Below are 18,325 nucleotides of genomic sequence, written 5' to 3'. Positions count from 1 at the left end.
ATCCATAAGGGCCGGGAGGAGGGTCATGGAGACGCGCATTTTCGTTATGCGGCATGGACAGACTTACGCCAATGCCGAAGGGCGTTTCGCCGGGCGCACCGCCGAGCCCCTGACCCCCGAAGGGGAGGCCCAGGCCGCTCAGGTGGGAAAGTATCTGGCTGCCGAAGACCTTTCGGCCATTTACGTAAGCCCTCTCCACCGCACCCGGCGCACCGCGGAGATCCTGGCCGAGAACCTCCGCCGGAGGCCTCCCATCTACGAGGCCCCGGGTTTTCTGGAGATCAGCATCCCTCCCTGGGAGGGACGGACTAAGGCCGAGTTGCGGGCCGATCCGGCCATGCAGTACGAGGTCTGGTCTCAGAAACCCCATCGTTTTTATCTTCCGGGCTGCGAGACCCTGGCCGAGGTTTACGGTCGGGCGGTGCGGGCCCTGGAGGATCTCTTCCATCAAGAGGAGGGGCGCGCCCTTCTCGTGGTGACCCATATGGTGGTGGTCCGGGTCCTCCTCCTTCACTATCTGGAAAAGCCCCTTTCTTTTTATCGGCGGGTGCCGGTCCCGAACGCGCTTCCGGTCTGTTTCCGGCGCCGGGGGCTGGAGGTGGCCCTGGAGGTCCCTTACGGTGAGGGGCCGGAGGCCGAGGAAATGCGCCGCTTTCTTAAGGGGGAGGCATGAAAAAGTTTCTGAAAATAAGCGCCCTTGTCCTGGGGATATTGCTCCTCCTTCTGGTGGCCTTAAGTCTTTCTCTTCCCTATCTGGTCAATCTTTCGGCCATTAAAGATCGGGTGGCCCGGCGCCTTTCGCACACCCTACGGGCGGAGGTTTCGGTAAAGACCCTGCGCCTTAAGGTCTTTTTGCGTCCGGGCCTTTCGGCCGAAGGGGTACGGATCAAAGCCCCGCGCTATCTCCTCACGGTAAAAAGCCTCAAGCTCTACCCCGAGATTCTCCCCCTTTTCCATCGCCAGGTGCTGGTGCGGGACTTCTCTCTGGAGGCCCCGCAACTCAAGGTTTATCTCTCCCGGGGAGGCAAACCCTTTCGTTGGCAAGAATTCTTGAAGAAGATCCCGCCCCTTCCCACCCTTTCGGCCCGCCTTTCCCAGGGGCAAATCCAGGTCTTCCGGGAGGAAGTCCTTCTTCTCGATCTTTCTGACCTTGCCGCGGAGGTGAGCACCCAGCCGGAACAGGTCCTCCTTGAGGCCTCGGCCAGGGCGCCTTTTTTAGAAAGGATTCAGCTCAAGGCTCGTCTTAATACGCGGGAGCCGGGACTTGAGGGGCGTCTTGAGGCCTCCCATGTGGATCTTTCCCGGTTTAGGTGGCCGGGGCTCACCTGGCCCCTCCCCCTGGAAAAGACCGATCTTTCCCTTTCAGTGGCCTACACCTACGAGGAAGGGGGGCTGGTGGCGGGTTTTCTCCTTACCGCCCCCTGTGTAAAGCCGGAGGGCCTGCGCCTCATTTCCTGTGCCAAACTGGAGGGCCAGCTCACTTACGGGCCTGCGAACTGGGAGATTCTTCTTAAGGATTTCGATTTCCGGGAGCCTCTATTCCGGGGGGAGGGGCGTCTGGCCTGGGAGAAAGGCTTCTACAGTCTGGATCTAAAGGCGGAGGAGGTGGATTTTTCGGGCCTTCGGGAAAGATTGCTCCCTTTTTCCGAAAAAAGCCGAGGCCTTTCCCGGTTTTTGGCCCGGGTTAAAGGGGGCCGTTTTGAAGAAGTGGACCTCAAGGCCCGGGCCCGCAGTCTTTCCGCCTGTTTTCGTCCGGAAAACCTGATCCTTTCGGCCCGGGTGAGGGAGGGGGCCCTTTCCCTTTCCCGTCCCCGGCTGGAGGTCTCCGGGGCCAGGGGGATCCTTTCCCTGGTGGCCGGAGACCTTACCTTCAAGGGGGCGGCCAGGCTCCGGAAGACCCGCATCTCTTCGGCGGCGGTAAGGGTCCATCTTAAGGACCGGAAGGCCCCGCTTTCCGTAAAGGCCCGTTTCGAGGGAGAGGCCGCGGAGCTTCTCCCGGTGGCCCGGTCGGCCTCGAAGAAGGTGCAGAAAGCCCTTGCGGGGCTTGAGGCCGCTGGCCCTCTGGCCGGAGAGGTCCTCATTTCCGGTACCCGGGCCGCCCCCCGGGTGTCCCTGAGCCTGCGCCCCAAAGGGGTCCTGGTAAAAGATCCGCGTCTTCCTTTTCCCTTGAAGGCTTCCGGAGGGATCTTCCGTTTTTCAGGAAAGAGGGTCAGCCTTTCCGGTCTTTCTCTTTCCGGGTCTTTTGGAGAGGTGGTCACCTCGCTTAGCTACGATTTTTCGGTCCGTCCCGCCCGAATAGAGATCCGCGAGGCCCGGGGGAGACTGAAATTTCCCGCCCTGCAGCCCCTTTTCCTCCGTTTTTCCTCAGCCCGCAGGCTCCTTGAGACCTATCGCCTCTCCCTTTCCGAGGTGGATCTTGAGGCCCTCTCCTTTAAAGGGCCTCTTTCGGGAAAGGCCCTCCGTTCGGGGCTTATCCTTTCGGCCAGGTTGGCCTCCGGGGCCCTCTACCTTCCCTCCCTCGACCTTTCGGCCTCTTTTTCCGGGCTTCCCGTGCGCTACCAGAAGGAGACCCTGGGCTTTGGCCCCGGGAGTTTCGTCCTCAAGGAAAGCAGGCTTCAGCTTTCCGGGGATCTGGATCTGGCCGGGGGAGGGCTTTCTCTCCGGGGCTCAGGGACCCTCTCTTCCGCCCTCCTGGAGCACTTCTATCGTCGCTACAAGGTGGACCCACGCTTCCGGCTTAAGGCCCCGCTTGAAGTGCACCGTTTTGAACTTTCGCGCCGGGACCAAGGCCTTACGGCGGCCTTTTCCGCGGTTTCCTCCGGGGGAGCCCTCCTTGAAGGCCGCCTCCTGCGGGCTCCCGGCCTTTTCCAACTCCAAGAAGGACACCTGGCCTACGCCGGAGAGGACCTGCATTTTTCTTACGAGAAGACCCCCGAAGGCTTCCGCACCATCCTCAAGGGCCGTCTTTCGGGAAAGACCCTTGCGGCCCTTTTCGTAAAGAATCCCGGGCTTTCGGGAGATTTCCAGGCGGACCTTCAGCTAGATTTCCGTACGGAGCATCCCCTTCTCAGTCGCTTTGAGGGCCGTCTTTCCGGGGGCCCTCTTCAGGTGCCCTATAACGGATGGCCGGAGATAGAACACTTTGCCCTGCGGGGCCGGGGCCGCAGCCTGGAGGTGTCTGATCTTAAGGGGCGTCTTGGGGCTTCGGATTTTAAGCTCTCGGGCCAGCTGGAGGTGGCTCCCCGGAATTTCCGCTTCGAGGCCCGCCTGATCTCCCGACATCTCGACCTTTCCGACCTCCGCAAACGCCTGAAAAAAGAAAAATCCTCTTCCAGGGGTCCGGTCTTTGTGGGCCACGCCACTTTTTCCGTGGCTGATCTCCGTCTCGGACCGAAATACGGTCTTTCCCGGGTGGAGGGAGAGCTCTTTTATCGCCCGGGCCGGGGGCGGGTGGTGCTTAAAAGAGGTACCTTCTGCGACCTTCCCCTGCGCGGGGAATATCTTTTTGGAAAGGCCAAAGCCCTTGAACTCTCCGTCCTCAAGTCGCAGGGGGAATTCGAAAGACTTTTGACCTGTCTTTCTCCGGAAAAAGAGGCCCTTATCCGGGGGTCTTACCGGCTCCGAGCCGAGGTGCGCTTTTCCGGAACCCGGTCCCTCTTTGAGTCCGGCGAAGGGGAGATCCTTCTCGTCTCCCCTTCGGGAAGGATCGAGCGCTTCGGCCTTCTGGCCAAGCTCCTGGGCTTTCTAAGCCCCATCGATCTTTTCCGGGGCCAGGTGCCTTCTCTCGAGGAAGAGGGCTTTCCCTACCAAGGGCTTTCAGTAAAGGCCCGGCTGGAAGGCCCGAAGATCCATGTGCAAGACGCCCATCTTGAGGGCCCGGGTCTGAGGCTCTTTGCCTCCGGAGACATCTATCTTCCCAACGGACGCCTAGATCTCACCGTCATGGCCTCGCCTTTCAAGACCGTGGACACGATTACCAGCAACATCCCTCTGGTGGGCTTTCTCCTTACGGGAAAGGACAAGATGCTGGTCTCTTTTCCGGTAGGGGTGCGCGGGACCTATCGGGACCCCAAGTTTGTGCCCCTGGATCCCAAAGCTATAGGGCAGGAAATTTTCGGCCTATTTAAGCGAGTTTTTCAATTACCCGCACAGATTGTCACACCAAAATAAAAGAAAAGAAACGTTACCTGCTCTTTTTGTATAGTTAATTTTTATAATCACACTTTTTATAAATTTTTATTGTTTTAGCATTCTACACAAGGATTATTGGGACTTTACAGGCTCGAGCTTTGGAGGTATTAAGGATGAAAATAACGGATAAAACCGATTAGGAGGTGTGGATATGAAGCGGCTAATGGGTTTGTTGGTGGCGGTCTTTTTGATGGTGCCCGGTGGGCTCTGGGCCTACGGGGCCTCGCAGGAGGAGCTCCTGCAGCGGATCCAACAACTGGAGCAGGAGCTTCAGGCCTTAAAGCAGCAACTTCAGGAGGTCAAGCAGGCCCAGGAGGAGACTTCGGAGTCCGTGGAGGAGATGAGCGATTTTGTGGACAAACTCAAGGACAACGCGGGCAAATTCCAGATCTGGGGAGACATTCGCACCCGCATCGACTCCACCCGGGCCTATGTGCCGGAAAGTTATTGGAGCTATTTTAATGGATTTACTTATTCAAATGAGGTGCACGCGATGGTACCTTTTATTGATAAAACTGATAAGGAGCATTGGACTCCCGTAAAAGGGCACCGGGAGAATGACACGGTGTGGACCAACCGGATGCGGATCAACTTCAAGGTCAATCCCACGGAAAACACCAATGTGAAGGTGCGCCTGGCCTATTACAAGATCTGGGGGATGAGCGACGATTATGTTTCTCCCGAAATCTTCCCGGGCATGAGCAACAATTTTAGCTTCGGGGTGCGTCCTTCGGACAGCCGCCTCTATGTGGACCGGGCCTACTTTAACTGGGTGAATGTGGGGGGCTATCCTATCTGGATCTCCTTCGGTCGCCGGCCCACCACCCACGGGTCCCCGCAGCACCTGCGGGAGGGGCTGGACAAGAAGGAGGCCTCGCCTAGCGGGATCAACATTGATGTGCCCTTTGACGGGGCCACCATCGGTTTTCAGTATCGCTGGCCCTGGCCCGGGCGCATCCGCTTCTGCTACGGCCGTGGCTTTGAGTCCGGCTTCAAGATGCCCATCGACCGGGCCAAAGACGATGTGGACTTCTACGGCTTCGTCTGGGACGTGATCGATGATCCCGACCGCAACATGATGCTCATCGTCCAGGCCTTCAAGGCCGAAGGGGTGATGGACTTTCCGGAGGGGACCTGGTTCATGTCCAAGCTCGGTCCCACATACGTGACCACCCGGAACAACCTGGGCGATATCTACGAGCTCGGGGCCACCTGGATCCACAAGGTGGATATCCCCTACCTGGGTCTTGAGGGAGTGGACTACTTCCTCTCCGTGGGGGCCTCTATTACCGATCCGGACGCGATAGGAAGCATGCCTATTGCTTATTATAATGGTACAGGCTTTAGTTTCGCTAAAATGTATTACACCTTGCTTGGCGGATTTGCTAATGCAGTTAATGCAGTTAACACCGACACCCACACGGGCTGGGCGGTGTATGTGGGAGCGCGGATACCGCTTCCCTGGGTGCCCGGGGCCAAGCTCGGCCTGGAGTATAACTACGGCTCCAAGTGGTGGATGCCCTTCATGGTGGCTACCGACGACGTTTACATCAACAAGCTGACCACCCGCGGGCATGTGGCCGAGGTTTACTGGATCCAGGATCTGCCCGCCGGAGAGGCCCTCTCCAAGTACGCCAAGGTCTTCCTGCGCCTAGGATTCCAGTACTTCTGGTTCAACTACAGCGGAAGCGGAATGTGGCTGGGTGAACCGCATGAGATCCATGAACTTGATGATCTTGCCAATACGCAGATGTTCATGCCCATCGATCACATGTATAACCTCTACGCCTCCTTTGAGATCTACTTCTAAGGGGCCTTACCGAGGGGCTCTCAGGGGCGGGGCGAAGGCCCCCGCCCTTTTTTTATTTTTAAGACCCGGGTTAAATAGAGCTTTCGAAAAAACTCCGGACCCTCGAGGATGGAAAAAGAGACCCTGCGCGGGATCCTTTCCGGGAAGGTGCCCCTCTGGCCCTATCTGGAGGAGGCCCGGCGGCTGCGGGAGGAGGTCTTCGGCTCCCGGGTGGAGACCTGCGCCATCGTGAACGCCAAAAGCGGCCGCTGCCCCTCCGACTGTCGCTTTTGCGCCCAGTCGGCCCACTGGCAGACCGAGGCCCCGGTCTATCCCCTCCTTTCCGAAGATCGGCTCCTGCGGGCCGTAGAAGAGGCGGCCCGGGCCGGAGTGGATCGCTTCAGCTTCGTGACCAGTGGGGTGCGCCTTTCGGGCCGGGAGCTTGAGCGCCTTCTCCGGGTGATCGCACGCTGCCGCCGGGAATTTCCTGGGCTCAAGCTCTGCGCTTCCCTGGGGACCCTGGGACGGGAGGAACTCCAGGCCCTCAAAGAGGCCGGCCTTTCCCGCTATCACCACAATCTGGAGACCGCCGAAAGCTTCTACCCCCGGATCTGCACCACCCAGCGCTGGCGCGACCGCTACGAGACGGCCTTAAGGGTCAAGGAGGTGGGCCTTTCCCTCTGCTGCGGGGGGATCTTCGGGCTGGGGGAGGGGCCGGAGGAGGTCCTGGAGTTTGCCGAGACCCTGGCGGAGCTTTCCCCGGACTCCGTGCCCGTAAATTTTCTCCACCCCATCCCCGGGACCCCGCTTGCGGGAGCGAACTTCCTTACCCCGCTTAAGTGTTTGGCCATCCTGGTGGTCCTGCGCCTTTCTCTCCCCCGGACCCAGATCCGGGTCTGTGGGGGGCGGGAATTCAACCTGCGCGAACTTCAGGCCCTGGTGCCTCTCGTCTGTGACGCCCTCATGGTGGGAAATTACCTTACCACCCGCGGACGCCGCCTCTCCGACGACCGCAGGCTTATAGAAGACCTGGGCTACACCTGCGGCCTTAAGGTCTGAGCCCCGGAGTCTCTTTCAGAAACTCTTTGAGGGCCTCGGTGATCTCCACCAGATTTTTTTCGGAAAGGGAGGGCATCTCGAAGACCGCAAGCGGGCCTGCCCGGCGCTGAATCTCCCGCAGGCTTTCGGAAGCCAGATAAGGCTCGGTTTCAAAAAAACGATTGTAAAAGAGGGCCGGAACCACCAGGCCCCGGGAGCGCAAGGCCTCCAGGGTAAGCAGGGTATGGTTGATGGTGCCCAACCGGGCCGCAGAGACCACCACCACCGGGGCCATAAAATACTGGATGAGGTCCAGAAAGGTAGCCTCTTCCGTGTAAGGCACATAAAGCCCCCCGGCCCCTTCCACCAGGACCATCTCGTAGCGGAAAAGAAGGGCCTTTAAAGACTCAAGGAGGACTTTTAAGTCCACTTTTTTTCCTTCTCGGGCGGCCGCGGTGATGGGGGCCGCGGGATAGGAGAAGAGATAAGGGCAGGTGAGGGAAAGGAGTTCCGGAGGATCCGGGGGAAGGTCCATGAGACGCCGATGGAGAAGGAGGTCCTCGGGCTCGCGGGCCCCGGTCTGTACGGGTTTGGCGGTGATCACCTTAAGGCCCAGCTTGCGGTAGGCCCGGGCCAGGAGCCCGCAGGCTACAGTCTTTCCCACTCCGGTGTCCGTTCCGGCTACAAAGATCAGACGACCCGTTGCCATAGAAAGGTCTCCAGTTCAAAGGTGAGGTGAAAGGGCCCCGGTCCGGAAAGCCATCGGCGCAGGGGCCCCAGCTCCCCCGGGGGAAGGCCTCCGGCCACCCCGGTCTCTTTGAGATAGCGGAGAAGTTCCCCCGGGCTCTCCCAGGAGATCCTTCGAAGGGCCCTTTCGGCCGCAAGAAGCCGAAAGGAAGGGGGCTTGAAAGAGAGCCAGGTCTCCAGGGAGAGAAGCCCCGGGGGTCTGCGTCTTCCGGGCATTTCCTTTAAGGTCTCCGGGCCGAAGGTGGATACCGCCAGGACCCCTCCGGGAGCGAGGGCCCGGGCCAGAGCCAAAAGCCCTTCTCGGGGCCGCCGGAACCACTGAATGACCGAGGAGGACACCACCAGGTGGAAGGCCTCCGGGGACACCGGGGGGGCCTCTCCGTCGGCCACCACGAAGAAGACCCCCCGGGGGAGTTTGGAGCGGCACTCGGGAAGGAGATCACAGGCCAAATAGATTTCAAACTCTAGCCGCTCACAGGCCGGGCGGGTAAAAAGCCCCGGGCCGCAGCCCACCTCCAGGATTCGGGGCCAGGAGGAGGAAATCCCGCATACGGCCTCAAGGAGTCTTGCGGCGGCTTCGGCCTGAATCCGGGCCTGTTTTTCGTATCCCGGAAGGGCCCGACGAAAACGCCGCCGAAGAAGCTCTCGAGAAAGCACGGCCTTCAAAAACCCCTAGGATTTGCTTCGTCCTTCAAGGCTTAAACATATCATGAGTGTAAGTCCTCCAGAATTCCCGGAGATCCCGCAGGGCATAGAAGGGGAAATGGCCCCGGTCGAGGAAGATAAAAGGAATTCCTTCGGCGGTCCAGAATCTTTGCTGGGCCTGGGGAGGGAAAATGCGGTCTTTTTCCGGAATAAGGGCCATCATGGGGATTTTGCGGGGAAGATTTCGGGGAAAGAGGGGAGGAAGGGTCAGGGCCCTTTCCAGTTCTTCTATGACCTCGGGAAGTTGGCGTGCCGGCCGCCCTTTGAAAAATCTTTCGCACTCTTGTCTTTGGGCAAACATCCTTTCAAAAAAACGCGTCCGGACTCCTTCGCCTTCCCTTTTTAGGCCCTCTAAAGTAAGGCGCACCAGACGGGGGTCTATCCCCCACCGAGGGTGGGCGAAGGCCCCGGTGCCGGCCACCAGGAGGGCGGCCTCTGCCGAAATTTGCGCCAGGCACTCCAGGGCCATCCGCACTCCCAGGGACCAGGCCAAAACCTTGATCCGCCGAGCCCTCGGAAGGGGGGGAAGCTCCGGATGGCGATAGTCAAAAAGGAGGGCCACCCGCAGGCCCTCGGGCACCAGGGCCTCGAAGGGCCGGGCGTCCATTCCCCAGCCTACAAAAAAGACCAGGAGTTCTTCCGCCCCCGGATCTCCCAGAAGCTCGAGCTTCATGAGGTCTCCCGGAGGAGGGGCGGTAGTCTTTCCAGATCTTTCCCGTCCATGGAGGCCGAAAGGGAAAGCCTCAGTCGGGCGGTGCCCTCGGGCACGGTGGGGGGGCGGATGGCCGGGGCCAGAAAGCCGGCCGCAAAAAGCCTTTCGGAAAGTTCGAGCGCTCGGCGGTCCTCCCCTACCACTACGGGCACAATGGGTACTTCATCGGCTAGCCCTCCCTGGTCAAGACCCAGGGCCCGGCGCAGGCGGCGGGCGAGCTTGCGCACCCTCCTTCGGCGCTCTCCAGCCTCCACCGCGCGCTCGAGGCCCGCCAGGGCTCCGGCCACCACCACCGCCGGAAGGGCGGTGGTGAAGATAAAACTCCGGGCCCGATGGATGAGGTAACGGCGCACCTCTTCTGCGGAAACCACGAAGGCCCCGTAGGCCCCGAAGGCCTTGCCGAAGGTACCCAAAATGAGATCTACCTCCTGGAGGGTGCCGGTCTCTTCGGCAAGACCCAGCCCCCGCCTTCCGAAGACCCCCACCGCGTGGGCCTCATCAAGCACCAGAAAGGCCCCGTAGCGTTCCTTGATTTCCACCAGAGCGGGAAGATCCGGAAAATCTCCGTCCATACTGAAGACCGATTCGGTGACGATGAGGGCCCGGCGGTGCCGCCCGCGCTTGCGGCGCAGGAGGTCCTCGAGGGCCTCGAGATCCCCATGGGGATAACGGTAAAAGGTGGCTCCAGAAAGACGCATTCCGTCAATGAGGCTGGCGTGGACCAGTTTGTCGGCAAAGATGGCGTCTCTGCGGCCACAGAGCCCGGAGAGCACTCCCAGATTGGCCAGATAACCGCTTCCGAAGATGAGGGCCGGGCGTCCGTAAAGTTCGTAAAGGCGGCCCTCCAAGGCCTCATAAAGAGCGTGGTTTCCGGAAAGGAGCCGGGCGGCCCCGGCTCCCAGTCCGAAAAGAGAGAGCTTCTCCGCAAGTTCTCCGAGGGAGATTTCCGTGGAAAGCCCCAAATAGTCGTTAGAGGAAAGATTGAGGAGCCAGCGCCCCTCGATTTTGACCCAGGCCCCGCGCCGCTCCTCGATGGTGCGCAGGGTGCGTAAGCGCCCCCGCTGACCGATTTCGGAAAGCTCCCGGTGCAGATCTTCGAGCATTACCGAAGGTTCTCCTTGACCACCCGGTCTATTACCCGCAGGCTGCGGGTCAAAATATCCTCCAGTTCCTCCTCGGTCACGCACAGGGGTAGAAACCAGTAAATCACATCCCCCAGAGGCCTTAGGACCAGACCTTCCTCCAGAGAGGCCATATAGATCTGGAATCCGAGACGCCTTTCGGCCGGGAAGGGCTCGGCCGTTTCCCGGTCCCGCACCAGTTCCAGGGCCCCTACGTAGCCCAGGTAGCGAATGTCCCCCACATAGGGCCGTTCGGAAAAGAGTTCCCGCAGTCGGCGGTGGAAAAATTCCCGCACTTTTCGGCCCTTCTCCAGGGGTCTTTCCTCCTCGAAAAGGCGCAGGTTGGCTGCCGCCACCGCACAGGCCAGGGGATTGGCGGTGAAGGTGTGTCCGTGATAGAAGGTCTTGCCCTCGCGCCAGTCGGCGTAAAAGGCCTGGAAGACCTCCTCGGTGGTTACCGTAAGGGCCAGGGGGAGGTAGCCTGCGGTAAGCCCCTTGGAGAGACAGAGGAGGTCCGGGACCACTCCGGCGCTCTCGAAGGCAAACATGTAGCCGGTACGACCAAAGCCTGTGGCTACCTCGTCAAAGATAAGGAGCACCCGATAGCGGTCGCAGAGTTCCCTCAGGCCCCGTAGATACTCCGCGGGATAGACCAGCATGCCTCCGGCGGCCAAAAGCCGGGGCTCTACGATCACCGCGCAGAGTTCTTCGGCGTGGGCGGAAAGGATTTCTTCCAGGGCCGAAAGGCAGGAAAGGCCGCAGGAAGGCTCGGAGGCCTCCAGGGTGAAACGGTGTTTCGGGTTTTCCGGGCAGCGATAACAGTAGGGAGCGGGGGCCCGCAGGGCCTCGAAGGTAAGCGGCCGGTAGAGCCGGAAAAAGAGATCCACCCCGCCCACGCTCACTGCCCCCAGGGTATCCCCGTGATAGGCCTCTCGGAGGGCCAGAAAGCGCGTGCGCCGGGTCTCGCCCAGGTTCTGCCAGAACTGAAAGGCCATCTTCAGGGCCACCTCCACCGCGGTGGAACCGTTGTCGGAGAAGAAAAAGCGGGAGAGTTCCGGGGGTAAAAATCTGAGCAGCCGTTCCACCACCTCCGCGGCGTAAGGGTGGGTGAATCCTGCGAAATTCACGTGCTCCAGGCGTTGGAGCTGTTCAATGAGGGCCTGATTTAAGGCCGGATGGAGGTGTCCGTGGAGGTTACACCACCAGGAGGAGATGGTGTCGTAAAATTCGCGACCATCGGCGGCGTAAAGCTTGAGACCTCGGGCGCGGGTGATCACCGGGGGATGGCGATCTTCATAATCCTTCATCTGAGTGTAAGGGTGCCAGAGGTGCCGGCGATCAATTTCCAGGACACGTTTGGGGTCCATAGCCACCTCCTACTTTTTGGAAAACTACCACAAAAGCCCTTCCGGTCAGAGGGGCCGGAGCAGGAGGAGTTTTTCCGCAGGCAAAATTATAAGGGCCTTGCACCCTGGAAAAAGGCCGAGCTTGTGCAGGGCAAAATCCGGAAGGCGGGCCTCAAGCCGGGCCCCTCTTTCGGCCTCCAGCACCACCCACCAGCTTTCCCGGACGGAAAAGAGATCCTTGACCCGAACCCGGAAGAGATTTTCCTGCTCCTTTTTCAGGCGTTCTTCCCGTAGGAAGATGATCTCTTCGGGACGGATCCCGATCATGATTTCTCCCTCGTGGGGTCCTTTCCGGCCCCAGATGGTCAAGGATCCGAGTCCCGGGACTTCCACGAAAAGACGCTGGTCTTTCCGCTGGAGGACCCCGCAAAAGAGGTTGCGCACTCCGAGAAAGCGGGCTACTTCCGGATGTCGGGGGTCGCGCCAGATTTCCTCCGCGGGCCCCTCCCGCAGGAGTCTTCCCCCCATCAGGACTCCTACCCGATGGCCCAGAAAGAAGGCCTCTTCGAGGTCGTGGGTTACCAGGAGATAGGTGAGACCGTAGCGCTGCTGCATTTCACGCAGAAGGAGCCAGAGCTCGCGCCGAAGGGCCTCGTGCAGGGCCGAGAGGGGTTCGTCCAGGAGAAGGACCCGGGCCCCGGCAGCCAGGGCCCGGGCCAGGGCTACCCGCTGACGCTCCCCGCCGGAAAGGCCATCCACTTTGCGGTGAAGAAGATCCCGAAGACCGAGCACTTCCAGAATCTCTTCCATTTCCGGAGGGGGCCGTCGTTGGGAAACCCGGGGTCCGTAAAAGATATTTTCTTCCACGGAAAGATGGGGAAAGAGGGCCAAATCCTGGGGAAGATAGGCCAGCCTTCGCTGTTCTACCGGAAGCCCTTCCACTCGACGCTCCTCCACCCGGATGGTCCCCGCCAGCCGGGGTCTCAAGCCGAGAAGGGTCTCCAGAAGAAGGGTCTTTCCCGCCCCGGTAGGACCTACTATGGCCAGGGTTTGTCCCCGGTCAAGGGCGAAGGAGACCCTCTCGAGGAAGAAGCTTCCGGCCCGGGCCGAAAGATCCCTGACTTCAAGCACGCCCCAGAACCCTTACCAGATAGAGGATTCCCAGGCCGGTGATTACCAGGACCAGGGTGAGAAGGGCCGCGGCCTGAAGATCTGCGCTGGAAAGATGGAGGTAGATGGCGATGGGGAGGGTCTCCGTGCGGAAGGGCATGGAACCGGCTACGGTAAAGGTGGCTCCAAACTCCCCCAGGGCCTTGGCCCAGGTGAGGACCAGGGCCGAAAGGAGCCCCCGCCGACAGAGGGGAAGGGTCACGGTAAGAAAGGCCCTGAGCGGCGTGGCCCCTAGGCTGCGGGCTACTTCTTCATAGCGGGTCGGAATTTCGTCCAGGGCGGCCTTAAGGAGTCTCACACAGAGCCCGGCCACGGTGGCAAACTGGGCCAGCACAATGCCCGGAAGGGCCAGCACAAAAAGGGCCTTCCACTTTTCCGCAAGGGGGGTGTTGAAAAAGATGAGGATCATGGCTCCCAGGGCCGCCGGAGAGACCACCAGGGGGAGTTCAAGGAGGGTGTCCACCAGTCTTCGGCCGGGGAAGCGGTGGCGGGAAAGGGCGTAGGCCGCCGGAAGACCCAGGAGAAGGGAAAAAAGGCTGGCCCCGCTGGCACAGAGGAGGCTCAGGCGCAGGCTATAGAGCACCCGTGCGGAAAGGAGGGTGCCCAGGGCTTCGGACCCCTGGAGAAAATAGAGGAGGGAAAGGATCAGGAGGAGGTAAAAACCCGCAAGGCTCAGAAGGGCCGTAAGGGTCAGGCGCCTAAGGTTCATGAGCCCCTTCAAGCCAGCTCCGGGGGACCTCAAAGCGGCCCCCCACCGGTTTTTTCTCCCCCAGCCAGGCAAAGGCCTCCTCCGGGCTCATAAAATAGCCGTGGCGCCGAAAGATGGCCCGGCCTTCTTCGGAAAGGAGAAAACGAATGAAATCTTCGGCCAGTTTCCGGTTTTGGCTGAAGCGGGAAACCGCAATGGGGATATAGCCCACCCGGGCTACCTCCTGGGGCTTGAGTTTTACCACCTCCAGATGCTCTGGATCCCAGAGGGCAAAGACCCGCCAGCCGAGGACCGCGTCCACCGCTCCCAAGGCCACCACCGCGGCGGTCTTGGCACAGCTTCCGGTATAGTTGACCAATTTTTTCCGAAAAAGGCGCACTTCTTCCGGCGAAAGACTTTTTTCAAGGACCTCCACTGCATAAGCTCCCAGGCAGACCCCTTCCGGATTGGCTATGGCCACGCGCACCTCGGGGCGCAGGAGGTCCCGGAGCCCCCGGATGTGTTTGGGATTTCCCCGGGCGACGATGATGGCCGGGACCAGATAGACCACCCGCCTTTCGGTTTCCGAAAGGACCGCTCCCTTTTCTTTGGCTAGCTCCATGTAGTCTGAAGAACCCGGGAAATAGAGGTCCCCTTTGTGGCTGAGGAGCATCTGGGAGAGGACGAAGCCTGAACCCCCGAAAACCAGATCCACCTTGGTGCCCGTGCGCCGTTCAAAGACCCGGGCGGCCTCTTCGGTGGCGGGTTTGGAAGCCGAGCCCGCAAAGATTAGAAGCCTCTTTTCCGCCCCGGCCACCGCCACCCAAAGCCCCAGCAGGGCCCAGAAAAGGAGGACTTTTTTAACCATTTCTTTCTCCCAGGTTCATTTTTTCTCTAACATATTCTTGCACAAAGGCCAGGGCCTCCTCCCGGTCTCTCACCCTCCCTTCTACCCGGGCCTCCTCTACGGCCTCCAGGATCTCCCGGAAAAAGGGGCCCGGCTTGAGGCCCAGGGCGATGAGGTCGTGCCCGGTGAGAAGGCGTTCCCGTTCTGCCGGGGCCAGGACCTCCTCTTCGAAGCGACGGAGGTCTTCAAGGAGGGCCGCGAGCCTTTCGGCGGTGTCCGGTTCGGAGGCCGGACCCCGGGCGGAAAGGGCATCGGCCAGGGCCAGGAGAAAAAGGAGGGGATAGTCCGGGACGTCTCTTATCAGCCTCCGCTTGGCCCGGGGAGTGAGACGGTCCTTTTCGGCAAGCTCCAAGAGGAAGAAAGGTCGCATGTGGTGGCGGATAAGCCGCAGGGTTCGCTTGACCAAATTCCGGGGAAGGCGCAGACGCTCCGCCCAGGTCTGAAACATCTCGGCCGAGGCCCGTTCGTGCTCATAAAAGGTAATCCGGGGGGCCCGAACTCCGGCCGGAGCAAAGGTGCGACTCTTTCCGGCGTCATGAAAGAGGGCCGCAAGTTTTACGGCCGGAAGGACCCCTTCTTCGGAAAGGGCCTCTTTTATGGGTTCGGGCAATACGGGACTCTCAAGGATTTTTTCAAGCTCTCCCAGGGTCTCCAGACTGTGGCCCAGGACATCCAGGTGATGATAGTCCGGCTGAGGAATGCCCCGCCCTTCTTCAAGCTCCGGAAAGAGGACCGCAAAGACGCGGTCGGCCTCCATGAGGCGCAAGGTTTCGGCTGCCTGCGGGGTCTCCAGGATCAAAAGCAGTTCAGCGGACACCCTTTCGGCGGCCACCTCCGAAAGCTTGGGAGCCACCTCCGAGAGCCATTTTCGGGTCTCGGACTCGATCTCTCCGTAGCCCTGGGCAAAAAAGCGATAGGCCCGCAGGATGCGCAAGGGGTCTTCCAGGAGATTCTCCCGGGCCGGAGTTCGGAGACGCCCGGCGCGGAGGTCGGCCAGACCTCCGCAGGGATCAAGGAGGGGCCAGCTCTCCGGAGGACTTTTCAGGGCCTCCCGAAGGGGAACCGCTAGCGCATTCACGGTAAAATCCCGGCGGCGGAGATCTTCCTCCAGGCTCCGGGCCCCGGGCCTCAGACCGGAAAGGTCTAAGGTATAGCCCCCTCGGGTCACCCGAAAGACCCCCAACTCCTCATGAAGGGGGACCAGGGCCCAAGAAAGGGCCCGGGCAAGCTCCTGGCCTAGGGCCTCCGGAGGCGAGGAGAGAACGGTAAGATCCAGATCCTTAACCGGTCTTCGCAGGAGGATATCCCTTACCGCTCCCCCGGTAAGATAGATTTCTTCCCTCCGGGCCATCTCCGCCAGGACCTTTTCTACCGGCCCGGGCCATTCCTTAAGGAGTTTCGCCCTTCTCATGGAGGGGAATTTTATCCTTTACGCCTTGAAAGGAAAGGGTAGGCGTAGTAAAAAGGCCTTTCAGACAAAAAGTGTGGGAGGTCTCTTATGGGCGAAGGGCGCACTTATAAGATTGCGGTCATTCCAGGAGACGGGACAGGACCAGAGGTCATTCGGGAAGGGGTGAAGGTCCTTCAGGCGGCAGCCGAACGGTTTGGTTTTAAGCTGGACCTCCATTACTTCGACTGGGGCGGGGAGCGTTATTTGCGCACCGGGGAGACCATCCCGGAGGGAGGAATCGAAGAGCTCAAAAAACACGACGCCATCTACCTGGGGGCCATCGGACACCCGGAGGTCAAACCGGGTATTCTGGAGAAGGAGATCCTCTTGCGAATTCGTTTTGAACTTGACCAGTACATCAACCTTCGTCCGGTCAAGCTCTACCCCGGGGTCTGGACCCCCATTAAGGATAAAGGGCCGGAGGACATAGATTTTGTAGTGGTGCGCGAGAACACCGAAGGACTTTATGCCGGAGGCGGAGGATTCCTGCGTAAGGGGACCCCCCAGGAGGTGGCCATTCAGGAATCCATCAATACCCGTTTCGGCGTGGAACGCTGCATCCGCTTTGCCTTTGAATACTGCCGTAAGCGCAACAAAAAAAAGAAGCTCACCTTGGTAGGCAAAACCAATGTCCTTACTTATGCCTGGGACCTCTGGGAGAGGACCTTTTATGAGGTGGCTAAGGAGTATCCGGACATTGAGACCGATTACGCCCATGTGGACGCCACCTGCATGTGGTTTGTGAAAAATCCCGAGTGGTTCGATGTTATTGTTACCGACAACATGTTCGGGGACATTATCACCGATCTCGGGGCCATGATCCAAGGGGGGATGGGGATCGCGGCCGGGGGGAACATCAACCCTCAGGGGGTCTCCATGTTTGAGCCCATCGGAGGGTCGGCCCCCAAGTACACCGGCAAGAACGTGATCAATCCTTTGGCGGCCATCTGTGCGGGGATGATGATGCTTGAGCACCTGGGAGAGGAGGAGGCGGCCCAGGCCATCGAAAAGGCGGTCATTAAGGTCTGCCGGGATCATTTGAAAAGCCTTTCGGCGGGGAAGATGGGTTATACCACCAGTGAGGTGGGAGATCTCGTGGCTAATTACACGGCCAAAGGGGTGGAACTCTGATGACCGAGCTTGAGGCTGCGCAGGCGGGAAAGATCACGAAGGCCATGCTCCAGGCCGCAGAGGCCGAGGGGGTCTCCCCGGAATTTATCCGAGAGGGAGTGTCCCGGGGGACCCTGGTTCTCATCAAGGCCCGTCAGAGCGGACGGGTGGTGGCCGTAGGAGAGGGCGTGCGCACCAAGGTCAATGCCTCCATCGGCACTTCGAGCCATCTCTGTGATCTAGAGCTGGAAAAACGCAAGGCCCGCCTGGCCGAGGCCCACGGAGCCGATACCCTCATGGAGCTTTCCGCCGCCGGGGATCTCGACCGGATCCGGCGTGAGGTCATCGAGAGTGTGGGGCTTCCGGTGGGCAACGTCCCCCTTTATCAGGCCTTTTGTGAGACGTTGCGGGAGTATGGAGATCCGGCCCGACTGGATCCGGAATACCTTTTTGAACTCATCGAAAGACAGTGTGCCGATGGCATTGCTTTCATGGCCATCCACTGCGGGATCAACCTTTTTACCCTGGAGCGTCTCCGGGCCCAGGGATACCGCTACGGGGGCCTGGTCTCTAAGGGCGGGGCCCTCATGGCCCAATGGATGGTCAAAAACGGCCGGGAAAATCCCCTCTACGAGCAGTTTGATCGGCTGCTCGAGATCCTCAAGCGCTATGACACGGTGCTTTCTCTGGGAAACGGGATGCGGGCCGGAGCCATTCATGATTCCCTGGACCGGGCCCAGGTGGCCGAACTTTTGATCAATTGTGAGCTGGCCGAAAGGGCCCGGGAGGCCGGCTGTCAAGTGATGGTGGAAGGGCCGGGACACGTTCCCTTGGACGAGATTGAGACTTCGGTGCGGTTGGCTAAAAAGATGAGCGGTGGGGCCCCGCACTATATGCTGGGTCCGCTCCCCTGTGACGTGGGGGCCAGTCAGGACCATATCACCGCCGCGGTGGGAGCGGCTCTTTCGGCGGCCTACGGGGCGGACCTCATCTGCTACGTTACCCCGGCCGAGCACCTGGGGCTTCCCAACGAGGAGGATGTGGTGGCCGGAGTGAGGGCGGCCCGTCTGGCGGCCCACATTGGGGACACGGTGAAACTCCGGGGGAGGGCCGATGGGAGGGACCGGGCCGTAAGCAAGGCCCGGCGGGACCTCAACTGGTCCGAACACCTCCGGCATCTCCTCTTTCCCGAAGAGGCCCGGCGGTTTGTAGAGGAGAGGAAATCCGTAAGAGGCAAGCGCTGTTCCATGTGCGGGGACCTCTGTGCCCTGGACCAGGCGCAAGTGGTCTTTCGGGACTTTCTCTCCGAGGAGAAGCGCTAACTCTCGGCCCCGCCCCAGAAATCCCTCAA

The 18,325-nt window shown here is 60.4% G+C and carries 15 protein-coding genes; 6 read left to right on the top strand and 9 right to left on the bottom strand.

Features of this window, described 5'->3' with window-relative positions:
• The first annotated feature begins 25 nt into the window (after window positions 1-25).
• The 4 genes from FVE67_RS01015 (at window position 26) to bioB (ending at window position 7,039) form a co-directional block, all read left to right on the top strand.
• Entirely contained in the window at window positions 26-673 is a 648-nt protein-coding gene (locus tag FVE67_RS01015) for a histidine phosphatase family protein (RefSeq protein ID WP_168718818.1), read from the top strand.
• The gene (locus FVE67_RS01010; RefSeq protein ID WP_168718817.1) at window positions 670-4,170 is read left to right on the top strand and encodes an AsmA family protein; all 3,501 of its coding nucleotides are present in this window, start codon (window positions 670-672) and stop codon (window positions 4,168-4,170) included. Before FVE67_RS01015 ends, FVE67_RS01010 begins: the two co-directional genes overlap by 4 nt.
• Before the next feature lie 172 nt (window positions 4,171-4,342).
• Entirely contained in the window at window positions 4,343-6,001 is a 1,659-nt protein-coding gene (locus FVE67_RS01005; protein WP_168718816.1) for a putative porin, read from the top strand.
• A 108-nt stretch (window positions 6,002-6,109) separates the two neighbouring features.
• Window positions 6,110-7,039 (top strand): biotin synthase BioB, encoded by a 930-nt coding sequence (gene bioB, locus FVE67_RS01000; protein ID WP_168718815.1) that lies wholly within the window; start codon window positions 6,110-6,112, stop codon window positions 7,037-7,039.
• Here bioB and bioD read toward each other — a convergent pair.
• The 9 genes from bioD to FVE67_RS00955 are packed head-to-tail and all read right to left on the bottom strand — an operon-like array spanning window position 7,029 to window position 15,825.
• Window positions 7,029-7,727: a dethiobiotin synthase gene (gene bioD / locus FVE67_RS00995; protein ID WP_168718814.1), complete on the bottom strand. Its 699-nt coding sequence runs from the start codon at window positions 7,725-7,727 to the stop codon at window positions 7,029-7,031. The two genes, bioB and bioD, sit on opposite strands and share 11 nt — an antisense overlap.
• Window positions 7,709-8,422 (bottom strand): methyltransferase domain-containing protein, encoded by a 714-nt coding sequence (locus FVE67_RS00990; protein ID WP_246167948.1) that lies wholly within the window; start codon window positions 8,420-8,422, stop codon window positions 7,709-7,711. Before FVE67_RS00990 ends, bioD begins: the two co-directional genes overlap by 19 nt.
• A 34-nt stretch (window positions 8,423-8,456) precedes the next feature.
• Window positions 8,457-9,143 (bottom strand): alpha/beta fold hydrolase, encoded by a 687-nt coding sequence (locus FVE67_RS00985; protein WP_168718812.1) that lies wholly within the window; start codon window positions 9,141-9,143, stop codon window positions 8,457-8,459.
• On the bottom strand, window positions 9,140-10,285 hold the full coding sequence (locus FVE67_RS00980) for an aminotransferase class I/II-fold pyridoxal phosphate-dependent enzyme (protein WP_168718811.1): 1,146 nt from the start codon (window positions 10,283-10,285) through the stop codon (window positions 9,140-9,142). Before FVE67_RS00980 ends, FVE67_RS00985 begins: the two co-directional genes overlap by 4 nt.
• A complete protein-coding gene (bioA, locus tag FVE67_RS00975; RefSeq protein WP_168718810.1) occupies window positions 10,285-11,670 on the bottom strand; it encodes an adenosylmethionine--8-amino-7-oxononanoate transaminase in 1,386 nt (461 codons plus the stop codon). The genes FVE67_RS00980 and bioA overlap by 1 nt, the downstream gene beginning before the upstream one ends.
• 45 nt (window positions 11,671-11,715) lie before the next feature.
• Window positions 11,716-12,780 (bottom strand): ABC transporter ATP-binding protein, encoded by a 1,065-nt coding sequence (locus FVE67_RS00970; RefSeq protein ID WP_168718809.1) that lies wholly within the window; start codon window positions 12,778-12,780, stop codon window positions 11,716-11,718.
• Entirely contained in the window at window positions 12,773-13,528 is a 756-nt protein-coding gene (locus FVE67_RS00965; protein WP_168718808.1) for an ABC transporter permease, read from the bottom strand. Before FVE67_RS00965 ends, FVE67_RS00970 begins: the two co-directional genes overlap by 8 nt.
• The gene (gene modA / locus FVE67_RS00960) at window positions 13,518-14,375 is read right to left on the bottom strand and encodes a molybdate ABC transporter substrate-binding protein (RefSeq protein WP_168718807.1); all 858 of its coding nucleotides are present in this window, start codon (window positions 14,373-14,375) and stop codon (window positions 13,518-13,520) included. The genes FVE67_RS00965 and modA overlap by 11 nt, the downstream gene beginning before the upstream one ends.
• Window positions 14,368-15,825 carry a CCA tRNA nucleotidyltransferase gene (locus FVE67_RS00955; RefSeq protein ID WP_168718806.1) on the bottom strand — a complete coding sequence of 486 codons (1,458 nt, stop codon included), beginning with the start codon at window positions 15,823-15,825 and terminating at the stop codon, window positions 14,368-14,370. The genes modA and FVE67_RS00955 overlap by 8 nt, the downstream gene beginning before the upstream one ends.
• Window positions 15,826-15,912: 87 nt before the next feature.
• Between FVE67_RS00955 and FVE67_RS00950 the strand changes: the two genes are divergently transcribed.
• Window positions 15,913-16,995, top strand: coding sequence for a 3-isopropylmalate dehydrogenase (locus FVE67_RS00950; protein ID WP_168718805.1), 1,083 nt, complete (start codon window positions 15,913-15,915; stop codon window positions 16,993-16,995).
• A complete protein-coding gene (gene thiC / locus FVE67_RS00945; protein WP_168720303.1) occupies window positions 16,992-18,296 on the top strand; it encodes a phosphomethylpyrimidine synthase ThiC in 1,305 nt (434 codons plus the stop codon). The genes FVE67_RS00950 and thiC overlap by 4 nt, the downstream gene beginning before the upstream one ends.
• Window positions 18,297-18,325: the final 29 nt, after the last annotated feature.

Origin of the sequence: Thermosulfurimonas marina, from assembly GCF_012317585.1 — a bacterium.
In the GTDB taxonomy this organism is placed as follows: domain Bacteria; phylum Desulfobacterota; class Thermodesulfobacteria; order Thermodesulfobacteriales; family Thermodesulfobacteriaceae; genus Thermosulfurimonas_A; species Thermosulfurimonas_A marina.
This window is presented reverse-complemented; position numbering and strand designations above follow the sequence as displayed.